At 46.1% G+C, this 15653-nt stretch carries 15 protein-coding genes; 11 read left to right on the top strand and 4 right to left on the bottom strand.

Features of this window, described 5'->3' with window-relative positions:
- Positions 1-26: 26 nt before the first annotated feature.
- Both NSS94_RS15365 and NSS94_RS15360 read left to right on the top strand, forming a co-directional pair.
- Positions 27-584: a hypothetical protein gene (locus NSS94_RS15365; RefSeq protein WP_013310940.1), complete on the top strand. Its 558-nt coding sequence runs from the start codon at positions 27-29 to the stop codon at positions 582-584.
- Positions 585-663: 79 nt separating this feature from the next.
- Positions 664-969, top strand: coding sequence for a DUF1292 domain-containing protein (locus tag NSS94_RS15360; RefSeq protein ID WP_007431055.1), 306 nt, complete (start codon positions 664-666; stop codon positions 967-969).
- A 108-nt stretch (positions 970-1077) separates the two neighbouring features.
- Here NSS94_RS15360 and NSS94_RS15355 read toward each other — a convergent pair whose 3' ends face one another.
- Positions 1078-2553: an aminotransferase class I/II-fold pyridoxal phosphate-dependent enzyme gene (locus tag NSS94_RS15355; RefSeq protein ID WP_029517663.1), complete on the bottom strand. Its 1476-nt coding sequence runs from the start codon at positions 2551-2553 to the stop codon at positions 1078-1080.
- Between the two features lie 187 nt (positions 2554-2740).
- Here NSS94_RS15355 and NSS94_RS15350 point away from each other — a divergent pair, with 187 nt between their 5' ends.
- Positions 2741-4024, top strand: a complete 1284-nt coding sequence (locus tag NSS94_RS15350; protein WP_340932581.1) for an MFS transporter — start codon at positions 2741-2743, stop codon at positions 4022-4024.
- Positions 4025-4049: 25 nt separating this feature from the next.
- Here NSS94_RS15350 and NSS94_RS15345 read toward each other — a convergent pair whose 3' ends face one another.
- Positions 4050-4682: a YktB family protein gene (locus NSS94_RS15345; protein ID WP_029517661.1), complete on the bottom strand. Its 633-nt coding sequence runs from the start codon at positions 4680-4682 to the stop codon at positions 4050-4052.
- Between the two features lie 279 nt (positions 4683-4961).
- Between NSS94_RS15345 and NSS94_RS15340 the strand changes: the two genes are divergently transcribed.
- Positions 4962-5561 carry a hypothetical protein gene (locus NSS94_RS15340; RefSeq protein ID WP_029517659.1) on the top strand — a complete coding sequence of 200 codons (600 nt, stop codon included), beginning with the start codon at positions 4962-4964 and terminating at the stop codon, positions 5559-5561.
- A 173-nt stretch (positions 5562-5734) separates the two neighbouring features.
- The gene (gene gndA / locus NSS94_RS15335; RefSeq protein WP_013310934.1) at positions 5735-7141 is read left to right on the top strand and encodes an NADP-dependent phosphogluconate dehydrogenase; all 1407 of its coding nucleotides are present in this window, start codon (positions 5735-5737) and stop codon (positions 7139-7141) included.
- Between the two features lie 248 nt (positions 7142-7389).
- On the opposite strand, the gene NSS94_RS15330 is transcribed toward gndA, so the two are convergent.
- The gene (locus NSS94_RS15330) at positions 7390-7695 is read right to left on the bottom strand and encodes a rhodanese-like domain-containing protein (RefSeq protein ID WP_010345522.1); all 306 of its coding nucleotides are present in this window, start codon (positions 7693-7695) and stop codon (positions 7390-7392) included.
- Positions 7696-7964: 269 nt separating this feature from the next.
- Between NSS94_RS15330 and aroA the strand changes: the two genes are divergently transcribed.
- The 4 genes from aroA to ptsP all read left to right on the top strand — a co-directional run bounded on the left by aroA (position 7965) and on the right by ptsP (position 13654).
- Entirely contained in the window at positions 7965-9257 is a 1293-nt protein-coding gene (gene aroA / locus NSS94_RS15325; RefSeq protein WP_340955879.1) for a 3-phosphoshikimate 1-carboxyvinyltransferase, read from the top strand.
- A gap of 33 nt (positions 9258-9290) precedes the next feature.
- Complete coding sequence (locus NSS94_RS15320; RefSeq protein WP_029517656.1) at positions 9291-9725, top strand: CoA-binding protein; 435 nt, start codon at positions 9291-9293, stop codon at positions 9723-9725.
- Positions 9726-10028: 303 nt separating this feature from the next.
- Entirely contained in the window at positions 10029-11912 is a 1884-nt protein-coding gene (locus tag NSS94_RS15315; protein ID WP_340885841.1) for a glucose PTS transporter subunit IIA, read from the top strand.
- On the top strand, positions 11909-13654 hold the full coding sequence (gene ptsP, locus NSS94_RS15310; protein WP_341039595.1) for a phosphoenolpyruvate--protein phosphotransferase: 1746 nt from the start codon (positions 11909-11911) through the stop codon (positions 13652-13654). Before NSS94_RS15315 ends, ptsP begins: the two co-directional genes overlap by 4 nt.
- Before the next feature lie 193 nt (positions 13655-13847).
- Here ptsP and NSS94_RS15305 read toward each other — a convergent pair whose 3' ends face one another.
- Positions 13848-14378 carry a type 1 glutamine amidotransferase domain-containing protein gene (locus NSS94_RS15305; RefSeq protein ID WP_029517654.1) on the bottom strand — a complete coding sequence of 177 codons (531 nt, stop codon included), beginning with the start codon at positions 14376-14378 and terminating at the stop codon, positions 13848-13850.
- A gap of 338 nt (positions 14379-14716) precedes the next feature.
- On the opposite strand from NSS94_RS15305, the gene NSS94_RS15300 reads away from it, so the two are divergent.
- Entirely contained in the window at positions 14717-15163 is a 447-nt protein-coding gene (locus NSS94_RS15300) for a hypothetical protein (protein ID WP_039270826.1), read from the top strand.
- 101 nt (positions 15164-15264) lie between these two features.
- Entirely contained in the window at positions 15265-15606 is a 342-nt protein-coding gene (ytxJ, locus tag NSS94_RS15295; protein ID WP_069010576.1) for a bacillithiol system redox-active protein YtxJ, read from the top strand.
- Positions 15607-15653: the final 47 nt, after the last annotated feature.

Raw genomic sequence — 15653 nt, 5'->3', positions numbered from 1 at the left:
AGATGACGATGGAGGGATTAGTAGTGATGAAATGGAGAAGAGTGATGGCCCTAATGATGGCCTTTTCAATAATGGGAGGAACCGCCATTTCGGCGGAATCCGCCAAGGACCAAGTGCAGTTGATTATTAATGGAGAGGTGTCAAAAGATGGTGCAGTTGTCATTGATGGGAAGACCTATGTGCCCATCCGTGATTTTAACGGACTTGTAAATTTTGATCCATCCGGTGGAAAAGTTGTTTTCGACCAGCCTAACGTGCATATGTTCCTGTTCAAGGGAGATACTGTGTTTGGTAACGTGAATAAAGGCAATAAAGTGAAATTTAATGTATTTAGTCAAATTGATACCTTGAAAACAGATATCTCCGGAGTGAAGGTAGCGATCACCGACCCTTCGGGCAACGTGAAGGATATTCAGTCCCAAGATATCAAAGGAGCACAAAAGGATAACTTCTGGTTCCGTACGAACGACTTTACGTATGATTTCAAAACAGCAGGGAATTACCGGGTTGGTTTCTACATTAAAGAGAGCAAAGATGGCAGCTATACCTTGGTGTCCGAAAAAGTCATTACAGCGATAAATTAGGCATACCACAAATTGACCTGCACCCTTGATCATGTTACGATACGGGGGAAAATAAAACAATTTGAAGGTAGGTATTTCCATGAGTGATCACAAACATGAACACGGTGAAGCCTGCAACCACGATCATGACCACGAACATGAAGAAATGGTTCTTACGCTAACTGATGAAAATGGTAAAGATGTAGAAATGGTGCTGGTAGAGACCTTTGATGTAGAAGATCACGTTTATGCTCTTCTGCTTGAGCGAGGCAATCCCGAAGCGGATGGCATTATTCTTCGTATGGAAGAAGAAAACGAAGAAATGGTGCTTTACAATATTGAGGACGAAGATGAGTGGAAACGTGTAGAAGCTGCATATAGTGAGCTTGTTGCCCAATACGAATAGAATTGGATGTAGTAGCTGTTATAGCTCTTTAAGAAAAAAAGCCCCCAAATGGAGGCTTTTTTTCTTGACTATCAACATATTTTGTAAGCATGTGTTGTCCGATCAATATTATGAAATAGCGTCAGTCTCGACGATAACCTTCACCTGATGTACTGTTCGGTCCTCGGGTCCTTTAACAGGCAGGCCTACTTCTACATGATCAACAATATAATCAATATTGTCCTGCGAAATAACTTCTCCTGGCAGTAAGATCGGAATACCCGGTGGATACACATAAATGAATTCTGCAATAATGCGACCAGCAGATTCCTTGAAGGGCACGATTTCCGTATCTCCATAAAAAGCGTCTCTTGGAATGAGGGAGAGCTGAGGGATATCTGGTATCTTTACAACCAGCTCATGCTCCTGACCTGTGGAATAGTGCAGAGAAGCCAGCTCACGCAGAGCTTTCAACAAAATTTCAATTTCCTCTTTGGTATCCCCAGGGGTCACCAAACAAAGAATATTGTACATATCGCTAAGTTCAACCTCGATATTATAGTGATCTCTCAGCCAATTTTCCACATCGTATCCGGTAAGGCCCAAATGGCGGATATGAACCGTAATTTTGGTTGGATCATAATCGTAGGTAGCTTCCGTGCCGAGAATTTCACTACCAAAGCAATATAGCCCTTCAATCTTGTTAACCTCTGAGCGGCAATATTCAGCCAAATCAAGGGCGCGTTGTGCTATTTCATGACCGTTAAGGGCCAGATTACGTCGGGATGTGTCTAACGAAGCCAACAGAATATACGAAGTCGACGTTGTTGTCAGCATACTGAAAATCGTTTGTACACGCTGCGGATTAACGAATCCGTTTTTCGTATTTACATTCAGGATTGAGCTTTGAGTCAAGGAACCACCCAGCTTGTGAACGCTTGTAGCTGACATGTCTGCTCCCGCCTCCATGGCGGACATCGGTAGATCAGAGTGAAAATGAATCAGTACTCCATGAGCCTCATCGACCAGGACCGGCACATTATAGCTGTGAGCGAGATCTACAATTTCCTTCAAATCGGCGCACACACCGTAATATGTCGGGTTGATAACAAGGACGCCCTTGGCGTCAGGGTGGCGTTCCAATGCCCGGCGTACGGACTTGGTTGTAACCCCGTGGTGAATACCGAGATTCTCATCACTGACTGGAGAAATGAATACCGGCTTCGCACCAGCGAAGATAATGGCAGACATTATAGATTTGTGTATGTTTCGGGGTACAATAATTTTATCACCAGGCATGCAAATCGACATAATCATGGTGATGATGGCTCCGCTTGTCCCCTGTACACTGTAATACGTATAATCAGCTCCGAAGGCCTCTGCTGCAAGCTTTTGAGCTTCTTCGATGACGCCTGAAGGCTGATGCAGATCGTCCAATGGAGCGATGTTGATCATATCTATGGAAAAGGCATTATCCCCCATAAATTCGCGAAATTCCGAATCTGCTCCCACTCCCTTTTTATGACCTGGGATGTGAAATTGAACCGGGTTGCTCTGAGCATGCTTTTTCAAAGCAGTAAAAAGCGGGGTGTTGCTTTGATTCATTAGTGTTGTCACAACCTTTCGTGCAGGATTTCGACAATCCTGTGCAAGTGATAATAGAACAAAATTGAGTATAGCAGTTTAAAGTAGGAATGCAAGCGATTGAGGGCGCATTTATTTGCGAAAGAGTGGAGTAGGCGGAGAACCCGGTCTTTATAGCCAAAAAATGAAGGTGGAGGATGTGGATTAGATGAGACAAATAGGACGAAAAAAAGCTCCGCAGCGGTTGTGGACTCCTTTTTTTACTAAATTATGGGTTTTGGTATTTCTGGTCGAATTTATGAAAGGATCTCTTCTGGTATCCATCCTGCCGGTATATATGGGAGAAACGCTTGGTTTGTCGGCTGGGGTTATTGGTTTGGCCTTTTCACTTCAGTATTTTGGAGACAACGCGTTTCGGGCACCGGCGGGCTGGATGGCTGAACGACTCGGCTACCGTGGAACGATGTCGACCGCGCTGTTGTTTACGCTTGTAGCGATTATTATGCTGAGCGTACTGACAGAGCCCGTGTGGCTCGTCGTCGCGTGTCTGCTGCTCGGTCTAGGTACTTCTCCGCTCTGGCCTTGTGTTATGACCGGAACGACTGAAATGTCCGGGCCTAATAACAGCAATGGCGCGGCGATGGGTACACTGGAAATTGCGTCTATGGGCGGAACAGGATTGGGCCCGCTCATTATGAACTTCGCCATATCCCACTATGGACATTCTTACGGCATGGTGTTCATGATGTTGATAGGATGCAGTATTGTGTTGTTGTTGGTTGCTCTCATGCTGCCAGGACCGAAAAGGTCTGCTGACAAAGTTGACCTCGAACAGAGCGCTCTAGTGTCGTCTGATGGGTACATAAAGCAGAAGCGGGGGACTCTAAGGGGAATCCAAGAGACGATCGGCGTACTCAAAACAAAGCTTAACGTCAATCCGTTAATTTACCCGGCGCTGTTTTTGCAGTCTTTTGTTATCGGTTTGATCAGCCCAGTACTTACGCTATACGCTCGGACGGACCTTGGGATTTCACCGAACCTGTACAGCGTGCTCCTGATTGCAGGCGGTGGGGTGACTGTGCTGGCACTGATCCCTTGCGGCAAATTGGTCGACCGACTTGGAACGGAGTATTTTCTACATGTTGGCTTTTTGTTAGCCGGAATTACGCTGTTTTTCTTCTCAATCGTTCGATCTATTCCGCTGGTGTTTGTATCCGTAGCGCTTATTGGTTTGGGATATGCGCTCATTTTGCCTGCATGGAACACGTTTCTTGCCCGACTGATTCCGGAAAACGAGCGAGCAACGGTATGGGGCTTTTTTTTAACACTTCAAGGCTCCGGCATGGTTATAGGCCCGCTCGTTTCAGGAGTGCTATGGGACCGTGCTGGACACACAGCTCCATTTATCATCAGTGGGGTCGTGATGCTGCTCATGTTTGGCTGCCACTTGGCTCTGGCGCGGAATCCACGCAGGAAGACTGTGGAGGCCTGAACAGCGCCTTGAAAAGCAGCGAGGGCTACTCTTTCGAGAAAGACATTCGGTACAGTGGCAGCAAATGCTCAAAGGTGGAACGCACCGTCTGCAGCAATGCTGCTCCGTCACTGGCGAGAGGGTCATTACGATCAATACGGAGCCCACACATGACCTCGGCTTTTTTTACCTGTTGCAGCTTGTGGATGATCGTTTGAAACTCTTCAGTGTCCATGTGCTGCTGTTCTGTACCTTCTGGAGCCATATGATCCATGGACCAGTAAAAATGGCCCGGTATGTTAGAGCGCACATCGCTCAGGTTGGCTTCAAGCGCCTGGGCAAACGTTATTTTATTGGGACTTTCATAAATGACTGCGAATATGACGAAAATATGGGAAGCAAACATACCTACCTCGAAATGGGGCAACGCCTTATACCCGCGTTTATTTGCCGCCCAGGCTACCCATGTATCTATCGGGGGATTGACTTTGCGTCGTGCATGCTTGGCAACGTGAACATGCATAGGCTCCCCACATAAATCTGTTAGAAATGGAGCTAATTCCTCGCCAATCGCTTCCAGCTTGGGCCGAACCTGCTGAATCAGCACTTCCATACGAGGCTCCAACCCCGGTATTTCAAAAACATCGAAGTCCTTTGCAGTAAATCCACTAAATGTCATTCCTTTTCCTCCTGTAAATGGGTTAAGCCATGTCGTGTGGCGTAATATGTCCGATTATAGCATAATGTCAGCGGGCTTGACCGACTTTAGGCCAGGCTCGGTACAAGCATATAAGGCAAAAGTAGGATTGTGCGCTGTTACTCATAAAAATAGGTCAAATAACCAAGTACCCTTACATAAAATGAAGTATAAAATAGAGCAAGGGAAGATCAAGCGGGAAAGCCGCAGGCTTGCTGTAGCCGGACTTCTTGAATCGGACTTGAAAAAGGAGGGAATGCCGTGAACAAGGGCTGTGAGGTAGAATATTGCAATCTAGAGCTCCGGTTTAGCCGTCGGCATATCCATAATCTGATCAAGGATTTGATATCGGAAGGGTATTCGCTGTACTGGAGCGAGGATGAGTCGTATCTGGTTTTGTCGGTGAGAACCGGGCGCAAGCTGGTGAAGCTCCGTTTTCAACAATTGCGCACAGGACACTACAAGCTGGCTGGAGATTATGTGATCCGCGATGCCAAGCTGGCTGAGTGGCTGGAGAAGCTGATTGGAAGCACCCGGGGCCATGCCATTGTCAAAAGAGTCAAGGACCATCATATTTTAGTAGAAAATATTTTGTTTGGTGAGGTCATTCGTCTGGTCGAGGTTACAGGCTTTAAGCAGCGTGTTATTTATCAGAAGGGACCGGTGCTGTCAGCACAGGAAATGGAGGATATGTACGCTTCCAATGAAGGAGAAACCCGACTGCTGCTGCTTAAAATGGAAGTGGACGATGCATTGGAGAAGCTGTTCACAGCGATGACAGACGGAGATAAGACTGAAATCGGGAATTGCCATGAACGCCTGCAAACGCTATCCCACCAACTGCTGATGATGGAAGCGTAGTACATCTGAACACCTCATGTAAATGGGGTGTTTTGATCTGTGAATAGACAGGGGTTCACTTCTTACACCAAAAACGTTAAAATAGAAGTGCACGTATTCCGATTCACATAAAGTGTAATGCGGTAAAGCGGCGATATAGAAGACAAAATATGTTGCAAAGGATGAGGAACCAGATGGCAAAACAGCAAATTGGTGTGATCGGCCTGGCGGTAATGGGTAAGAATTTAGCCCTTAATATTGAGAGCAGAGGCTTCACTGTCTCGGTTTTTAATCGTTCTCCAGAAAAAACGCACGATCTTATCAAAGAAGCAGAAGGTAAAAAACTGACGGGTACTTTCTCCATTGAAGAATTTGTGAACTCATTGGAATCGCCCCGTAAAATCCTGATCATGGTTCAAGCCGGTAAAGCTACAGATGCCACGATTGAACAGCTTGTGCCTCATCTGGACAAGGGCGACATTATTATAGACGGAGGCAATGCCTACTTCCCTGATACACAGCGCCGCAGCAAGGAGCTGGAGGAAAAAGGACTTCGCTTTATTGGTACAGGCGTGTCCGGTGGTGAAGAAGGTGCCTTGAATGGTCCTGCGATCATGCCGGGTGGACAAGAAAGTGCCTATAAACTGGTAGAGCCGATTCTAACGGCAATCTCTGCTAAAGTGGAAGGCGACCCATGCTGTACATATATTGGTCCCGACGGTGCTGGTCACTATGTAAAAATGGTGCATAACGGTATCGAATACGGTGACATGCAATTGATCGGTGAAGCGTATCACCTGTTAAAATCAGTCCTAAACGTGAATGCAGAAGAGCTGCATGAAATCTTCACGGAATGGAATAAAGGGGAACTGGACAGCTACCTGATCGAAATTACAGCTGACATCTTCTCCCAGTACGATGCTGAAACAGGTAAGCCAATGGTAGATGTTATCTTGGATGCTGCAGGTCAAAAAGGTACAGGTAAATGGACAAGCCAAAGCGCTTTGGATCTGGGTGTGCCATTGTCCATGATTACTGAATCTGTATTTTCCCGCTTCTTGTCTGCTATGAAAGACGAGCGCATTGCGGCAAGCAAAGTGCTGAGCGGTCCTAATGCTGAGTCCTTCAGCGGCGACAAGAAAGAATTTATCGAAAGCGTACGTAAAGCACTGTTTGCAAGTAAAATTGTGTCCTATGCTCAAGGTTTTGCTCAAATGCGTGCAGCTTCCGATGAATATGATTGGGATTTGAAATACGGAAAAATCGCTATGATCTTCCGCGGCGGTTGCATTATCCGCTCGCAATTCCTGCAAAATATCAAGGATGCATATGACCGCGATCCTGCCTTGAAAAACCTGTTGCTGGATTCTTACTTCAAAAATGTAGTTGAAACGTATCAAGATGCATGGCGTCAAGTGATTTCCGTGGCTGTATCCCAAGGTATTCCAGTGCCTGGTTTCTCCAGCGCGCTTGCATACTATGACAGCTACCGCACTGAGCGTTTGCCAGCAAATCTGTTGCAAGCACAACGTGACTACTTTGGTGCCCATACGTTCAAACGTGTGGACAAAGAAGGCGTATTTCATCATCAATGGTTCTAATGAACGGATGGATATGTATGAATAGCATTATGTAATACAACGGAAGCTTTTTTGCCCTATGGGTAGAAGAAGCTTCCGTTTTTTAATTTATAATTATGGATACGATTATGATGGCAGTAGAGGATTGTGTAATCTTTTGACGCTATGGTATGATAGGGACAAAATATTTTAATGCATTACCGCGTCTAAGCTTTGAGTTAAAACAAAAAAGACGGGAAGGTTCCCGTCTCTTTTGTGAAGTAGGTATTCTATTGCTCCTGTGACCATTGCAGCATGCCGCCAGTCATGTTAGTACAGCCTTCATAACCTAGCTGCTGTAGATATTCGCAGGCTCGTTCACTGCGATAACCGCTCCGGCAAATAAAGATAATTTCACCGGTGCGTTCAATTTCTTCAAGACGACCCGGAAGCTGTCCGAGCGGAATGTGCTTGGCACCTTCAATCATGCCTTCCGCTACTTCTTCCGCTTCGCGGACGTCAATTAGTTGCAATTGCTCTCCTGCTTGCAGACGTGCGCGCAACTCAGAAGGTTCAATCAGGGCGATTTGCGTCATGGCCGGACCTCTTTTCTGATATATAATGGGTGCTACGTATGTTTTTGGCGTGTGCAAAATGTCACACACACTCTATGTATGATAGCTAAGCTATCTCTTGGATGTCAATCGGCTTAATCTTGAAGGCGGGTATAGATTAATTAACCGACGGGATTCACTCGGGCGACCTAGATTAATATTTCTTATTTTTTTGGGTGGAGAAATGAATGCTACAACTTGTATAATTAACGTATAATAGGATGGTTGAACCGAAAAGGAGCATGTACATTATGGATGTTATCGTTAGACCTACCCCTTCCTTACAAGGAGAGATTGGGGCCCTGTCCTCCAAAAACTACACTACTCGTTATCTGCTCACTGCGGCACTTGCTGAGGGACAAAGTACCATTTTTTATCCTGCCCATAGTGAAGACAGTGATGCTATGCGTCGTTGTATCGCCGATCTGGGTGCAGTACTGGAAGAGGATGATGAAAAAATAGTTATTACGGGTTTTGGTAGCCATCCTCAAGCTGTGAAGGAATTGAATGTGGGAAATGCAGGAGCGGTGCTCCGTTTTTTGATGGGTATTGCATCTCTATGTCCGGATGTTACATTTGTTAATACATATCCCGACTCATTGGGCAAAAGACCACATGATGATCTAATCGATGCACTGGGGCAATTGGGTGTGAAAGTAGACCATCGTGAAGGTAAGTTGCCAATTCGTATTCAGGGTGGTCAGGCGAAAGGCGGTAAAATTCAGGTGTCCGGCTCGGTTAGCTCACAATATTTGAGCGCCCTGCTATTCCTTACGCCTATACTGGAGGAAGACAGTGAAATCGAAGTGCTGCATGATTTGAAATCCAAGGTGGTCATTGGGCAGACTCTGGAGGTATTGCAAGAGGCTGGTATTATCATTCATGCAAGCGATGATTACATGTTTTTCCGTGTCCCGGGACGGCAATCCTATCAGCCACGTACGTATACGGTACAGGGAGACTATCCAGGGAGTGCAGCGGTGCTGGCGGCTGCTGCAGTAACGAATTCCGATGTTACCATCCATCGTCTTAAGGAGCAGAGCAAACAGGGAGAACGCGCTATCGTAGATGTGCTGCGCATGATGGAAGTACCACTGACACATGAGAACGATACCGTCGTTGTGAAGGGCAATGGTCGATTGAAAGCTGTCGAATTTGACGGTGATGCTGCAACAGACGCTGTGCTCGCAATGGTGGCTGCGGCTGTATTTGCTGAAGGCACGTCCCGTTTTTATAACGTGGAGAATTTACGGTATAAGGAGTGTGACCGCATTACCGATTATTTGAATGAGCTGACAAAGGCTGGAGCTCGGGTAGAAGAACGTCAAGCGGAAATTATCGTACATGGCAGACCGGAGGGTGTCGAAGGTGGCGTGGAAATTAACGCGCATTTTGATCACCGTGTTATTATGGCCTTGACGATTGTAGGTTTACGCGCACAGAAGTCGTTAGTGATCAAGGATGCACATCATGTTGCCAAATCGTATCCGCAGTATTTTGACCATCTAACGGCGCTTGGTGCTTCTGTAGAATGGGTAAAGTAAAAGCAAACGAAGATACGAATAGGAGGGAACAGAATGGCTTTTGAAAATCCGTCGAGAGAAGAGATTAAAACTATTTTGGAACAAGTAGGCAATATTGCGGTTGTTGGTTTGTCTGATAAATCGGACCGTACCTCATACATGGTTTCTTATGCCATGCAGAAACGGGGATATCGGATTATTCCGGTTAATCCTGCGGCGGCAGGGCAAACGATTCTTGGGGAGACTTGCTATGCCAGTCTTGCTGAAGTACCTGAGCCTGTGGAGCTGGTCAATGTATTCCGCCGCAGTGAATACTGTGCAGAGGTTGCGCGTGAAGCAGCTGCTATTGGAGCTAAGGTTTTGTGGCTTCAACAGGGAATTATAAGCCAGGAAGCCGCTGACATTGCGCAGGAGCATGGAATGACGGTTATTATGGATCGTTGCATTAAGGTGGAGGACTCAGTGACCCAGGCTGTGCGTAAAGGATAAACATGGATCAGTAATCTGTGCTATACGCAGATGAATAAAAACCTTCTTCCCTTGCTTCACAGGGTTGAAGGTTTTTGGTGCGAAATGAGGAATATGGTACAGTATATTATCCTCTCGGGAATCCATATAATGTATGTATGCCTTGTTAATGAAATGGATCTAAACGGATTCATAGTGTTATCTTGTGATGATAAAGCTTTGGACCTGTAGTAGCGTAGATAAATATTTTTGCAGGATGGAATCATTGCTTTGACAAAAGTATTTATTCGGCTTACCATCAGGGATAGAAAGGAGAGGAATGCCATGAATTGGCTCGGATCCTTACAACAGCTCGGTCGTGCTGTCATGCTCCCGACGATGGTGCTACCAGCCGCTGCAATATTGCTAAGTCTCGGCAGCCTACCTTGGTCGACATGGGGATTCCCCATGGTGTCTGATATGGCAAATGCGGCAGGACACGGGATTTTTTATTTTTTGCCATATTTGTTTGCGGTTGGTGTTGCCCTGGGTATGTCGAATCAGGCAGGTCAGGCGGGACTGGCAGCATTGGCTGGTATGGCTATATACGATCAGGTCACATTGAGATTTGGAAACGGACTCATTCAACCAGCGACGCTCATTGGTATCATTTTGGGGGTCATTTCAGGGGTGGCCTATAATCGTTTCAAAAGCATCAAATTGCCCGAGGTGCTTCAGTTTTTTGGGGGTACCCGATTTGTTCTGCTGCTTATTGGCCTCTTCTCGGCTGTGTTTGCAGGACTCATGCTAATTATTGCCCCACTCATACAGAGAGGGCTGCAATTTATAGTAGGTTTGGAATCGAGCTTGGGCGGCTTTGGACTGTTTATCTACGGTATTCTCTACCGACTACTGGCGGCCTTTGGTCTTCACCATCTGCTTAATAATATTTTTTGGTTTCAACTGGGTACATATAAAACACCGTCTGCTAACGTTGTGCAGGGAGATTTACCCCGGTTTTTTGCTGGCGATCCGACAGCGGGCTATTTCATGTCCGGGCTGTTCCCCATTATGATGTTTGCGATCCCTGCCATTGCGCTGGCGATCATTCAGGAAGCGCGTGAAGATTTGAAGCCAAAGGTGCAAAAAACATTTTTGACAGCTGCGCTTGTTTGCTTTTTTACTGGAGTGTCGGAACAGATTGAGTTTGCCTTTTTGTTTGCTGCTCCTTATTTGTTCCTCGTTCATGCAGTTATGTCTGGGCTGGCCATGTGGCTTACCTTTGAGCTGGATATTCATCACGGATTTTCCTATTCGGCGGGTTTTATAGATTATGTCCTTAATTTTCATCTCTCACATAACGCCTGGTTGTTAATTCCAGTGGGAGTCGCGTACGGGCTTGTGTATTATGTACTGTTTCGATGGGCTATCCGGCGGTTCCGTATTCCAACTCCTGGACGCGAGGAAGGTTCAGTTCTGGAGGATTGGGCCGGCAATATTCCTTATAGTGCTCCGCTTATTTTGGAAGCACTTGGCGGGAAGGAAAATATTGTGCAAGTAGAGGCCTGCATCACACGTTTGCGGCTGACCGTCCACAATGACAGGCTGATTGATACCGGAGCGATGAAGGCTTTGGGATCGGCTGGGCTTATCAATCTGGGTGGGGGTAATTTGCAGGTTGTATTCGGAACGTATTCAGAACTGATTCGTGAGGAAATCGCGAAGCTGATGGAGCGTGATCTCCCTCAAATTTTGTTCAACGCTCCTGTACATGGAAAAATGCTACCGATTCATGAAGTGCCTGACAAAATTTTTGCGACGAAGCTGGTTGGGGACGGTGTTGCTTTTGTTCCTGAACGCGGTGAACTTGTTTCTCCGGTGTATGGTACTGTGATGCATTTGTATCCGACCATGCACGCTTTAGGCATCTCCACACGAGAAGGACTTGAAGTTCTACTTCACATCGGGATTGATACTTCACAGCTAAAAGGGAATTTTACTGCTATGGTAGAAGCAGGCGATACGGTGGAACCGGGGCAATTGCTGATCAAATTTGATTTGCAGGCGCTACGAGAGCAAGCTCCATCGCTGGTGACTCCTATGGTCATCACGAATCCGGATCGCGTCAAGTCGTGGAGCTTTGCTCCGTTTAAAACAGTGAAAAAAGGTCAGGCCTCGGTAATGTCCGTTGTGCTGCATGACAGGAATGTTGGAGGGGTAGAAACATGATAGAAGGCATCGGCGCCGCAGCAGGTGTGGCAATCGGGAAGGCATTTGTCCTGCCGAGCTGGGAGTGGGATTTACCTGATCAAAAAATGGATGCGGTAGATCTTGCAAAGGAATTTGAACGTTTGTATGAAGGGATACGCACATCCAAAAGTGAAATCCAGTTTATTAAGGATGAGTTTCGAGAGATGGTGGGGCCAGAAGAATCCAGCATCTTTGATGCTCATCTTGCGATATTGGAAGATCCGGAATTCATGAATGAAATTCGTGGAATTATTGAGCGTCAGTACAAGGCGGCCGAGGTGGCCGTGAAGGAAGCCATTGATCATTTTGTGACAATGTTTGATTTACTGGACGATGAATATATGAAGGAGCGGGCAATCGATATCAAAGATGTGGGGAACCGGCTGCTCAAGCATTTGCTGGGTGCACCGGAGGTGACTCTTCCCAAGGACACACAGCCCTATATTCTGGTAGCCAAGGAGCTCTCACCCTCCCAGTCGGCACACTTGAATCCTAGCTATGTTTTAGGGATTGTAACTATGAATGGTGGTAAAACTTCGCATTCTGCGATCATGGCCCGTGCACTTGGGATTCCACTCGTTTCAGGACTGGAGAGCAATCTGAATTTGCCCGTTCAAACGGGAGACATAATGGTTGTGGACGGAGACCTGGGCAAAGTTTATGTGAATCCGGAAAAAACGGTAACTGATCATTATAAAATTTTGCGCGACGAGCAGCGACGCAGAAAAGAGCAGCTTCAGGTACTTGCTTCTGTAGATGCCGTGACTAAGGATGGAACCACCCTGAGGCTGGCGGCCAATATTAGTTCGATTAAAGAGCTGGAGGCAGCTTTGAAGCATGGCGCTCAAGGTGTAGGACTGTTCCGCACGGAATTTTTATACATGGATCGCAAATCTGCTCCAGATGAAGAGGAACAGTATGAAGTATATCGGCTGATAGCAGAAAAGGCAGGAAACCACTCTGTGGTCATCCGTACCTTGGATATCGGTGGAGATAAGCCGTTGGACTATCTTCAACTACCAGAGGAAGAAAATCCTTTTCTGGGTTACCGTGCTATACGGATCAGTCTGGATTGGAAAGAATTGTTTAAAACCCAGTTGACTGCAATTTTGCGAGCCAGTGCAACGGGAAATATCAAGGTAATGTATCCGATGATCTCATCTGTAGAGGAGGTCCGCCAGGCAGATGCTCTTTTGAAGGAGGCTATGGCGGATTTGGATGCAAGAGGGCTTGCCTATAATCCGAACATTCAGCGAGGAATTATGATTGAGGTACCGGCTGCAGTGATGATCGCTGATTTATTGGCAGCTGAAACCAATTTTTTTAGTATCGGAACGAATGATCTGGTTCAATATGTGCTGGCTGTAGACCGTATGAATGAGCAGATTGCACATATGTACCATCCATACCATCCAGCTGTACTTCGAATGCTGCGCATGACTGCACAAGCGGCACATCAAGCAGGAATTGATGTGAGTGTATGTGGTGAGATGGCTGGAGATGAACGGTCCGTTCCGCTTTGGCTGGAACTGGGGATACATCAACTCAGCATGTCTCCCCAATCTTTATTGCGGGTCAAGCATCGTGTGCTGAATACGACTGCATCTGAGGCAACGACGGTCGCTCAGGTTTGCTTTGGCATGTCCACTGGTGCAGCGATTGAAGACAAGCTGACTGCAGCTAATGTCAGCTGCACTCCGACCGGGCCTGGACGGCAGTAATATGTAATGTCCGCAAAGCTTCGCAATTAGCATACACTTTTGGGGGGAGCCAAAAACTCCATACTGTTAGACTTGTCGTGACAAACCTTAATGGCGTAGCATGGTTTGGACGAAAAAGAACCTTCAAAACCACCTCATTCATGGTTTTGAAGGTTCTTTTTTCATCTTGTTGACAGTCTGTTGTGATTACGGTTTAGGTGTTATCTGCTAACAAATCGCAGAACGCTTTTCCGTAAGGTGGAAGATCGGGCGGCCGACGAGCAGAAACAATATGCCCATCCGTCACAACAGCTTCATCCTTCCAGGTAGCTCCTGCATTTTCCATATCATCACGAATACCTGGTGTGGAAGTTACCGTAACACCATCCAAAATTTTAGCAGAAATCAGTACCCAGCCTGCATGACAGATTTGTCCAATCGGCTTATGAGCAGCATGAAACTCCTGTACGAGTTGAATTACTTTGGGATAGCGGCGCAGTTTATCAGGTGCCCAACCGCCAGGGACGAGAATCCCGTCATAATCACTGCTATTCAGTTCCTCAAAGGCATATTCCGCTTCGGCAGGTACGCCATATTTTCCAATATATTTTTTACCCTTTTCCGCACCGGCTAAATGCACTTCTGCGCCTTCTTCACGAACACGGTAAATCGGATACCACAGCTCCAGATCCTCGAATTCCTCATCCACTAGGGCGATAACCTTTTTTCCGGCAAGTCTTGACATCCAACCATCCTTTCGTGCGTCACATGATGACACCTCTGTTTTGTAATCTGTACTTTTACATCTTAAGAAAAAGAACGCCCGAAGTCCATTCCTTCGCAGATTCTTATGTTAGTAGTCTGCTCTTTGACGGCAATTGTCGTCATTTTCTGACCCGCCAAAGCTTTGGTAATTTGTTCATAGCTGCAACGTGTGGAAGGATTTGAAGTCCCAAAGTCGAAATAAAACAAGGTATGATAGATTTAATGGAGTTAACAAATATTTATTAGACTAGTAGATAGATATATTTGGATTCTGATGAGATCCTCGTATAGTTTGATCCTACGTAATGAGGTGGTTAAATGCAAAAGCAATGTCAATGTGGCAAACCGATGGGACTGGAACTGCGAAAGGTAATCTATGCGGACAAGGTTGAAATTTTGCACGTCCCTGTATTCTCATGCTCGTCATGCTTTTCCAGTGAGGTTTTGCAGCATGTGACGAAGGACATTAAGGCACTATTACAAAGTCTAGGGAGCAAACCTACGGCGCGGAGAATTTCTTTTGCTCGCAACAATGAACTGGCAGAAATCATTCGCAAGCTTGTACTGGAGGAAGCGGACAATCCCAATGTAGATTGGCAATCTGCTTTGGAGGAGCGGATGGAGCTTCGAATTAATCTCTTACTGGATCTTTATCGCTATGCGAGAAGTCTGGGAGACGAAGATTGGATGAATGATGTAGAGAAAAAATTGGTCCAATTATCCGGTTTTACCAGTGAATCGGTATTTACGAATACAAAAAACTAAAAAATATGAAAATTTTCATGGTCACCATTGGATTTTACATGTTCTTTTTGTTACGATGGGAATAGGCCATACGACAAGACACAGAAAGGAATGTATATCCAATGGCGACGATGACAAAAATGACTACTGTTCAACAATTAGATACGGCTCTGGAAGCGTCATCAGACAAGCCGTTGCTTCTCTTTAAACATAGCACACGTTGTCCGATAAGTGCAGGCGCATATCAGGAAGTGGAGTCCTATTTGCATGACGCTCCCAACGAAAATATTGAATACGGTATCATTTATGTAGTAGAAGATCGGCCGGTGTCCAATGAAACCGCGGACAGGCTTCAGGTGAAGCATGAATCCCCGCAGGCCATTTTAATCAAGGGCGGAGAAGCTGTTTGGCATACATCCCATTCGAATATTACAGCCCGTGCACTCCACGATCATCTCACATAGATAGAATGTGTGCTGTCGTTGCATAAAGTAGTATTTTGTCGTATCAT

Source organism: Paenibacillus sp. FSL L8-0644 (genome assembly GCF_038008165.1).
Classification (GTDB): domain Bacteria; phylum Bacillota; class Bacilli; order Paenibacillales; family Paenibacillaceae; genus Paenibacillus; species Paenibacillus polymyxa_D.
The sequence above is the reverse complement of the archived record's forward strand: the minus strand, read 5'-3'. Positions and strand labels throughout refer to the sequence as shown.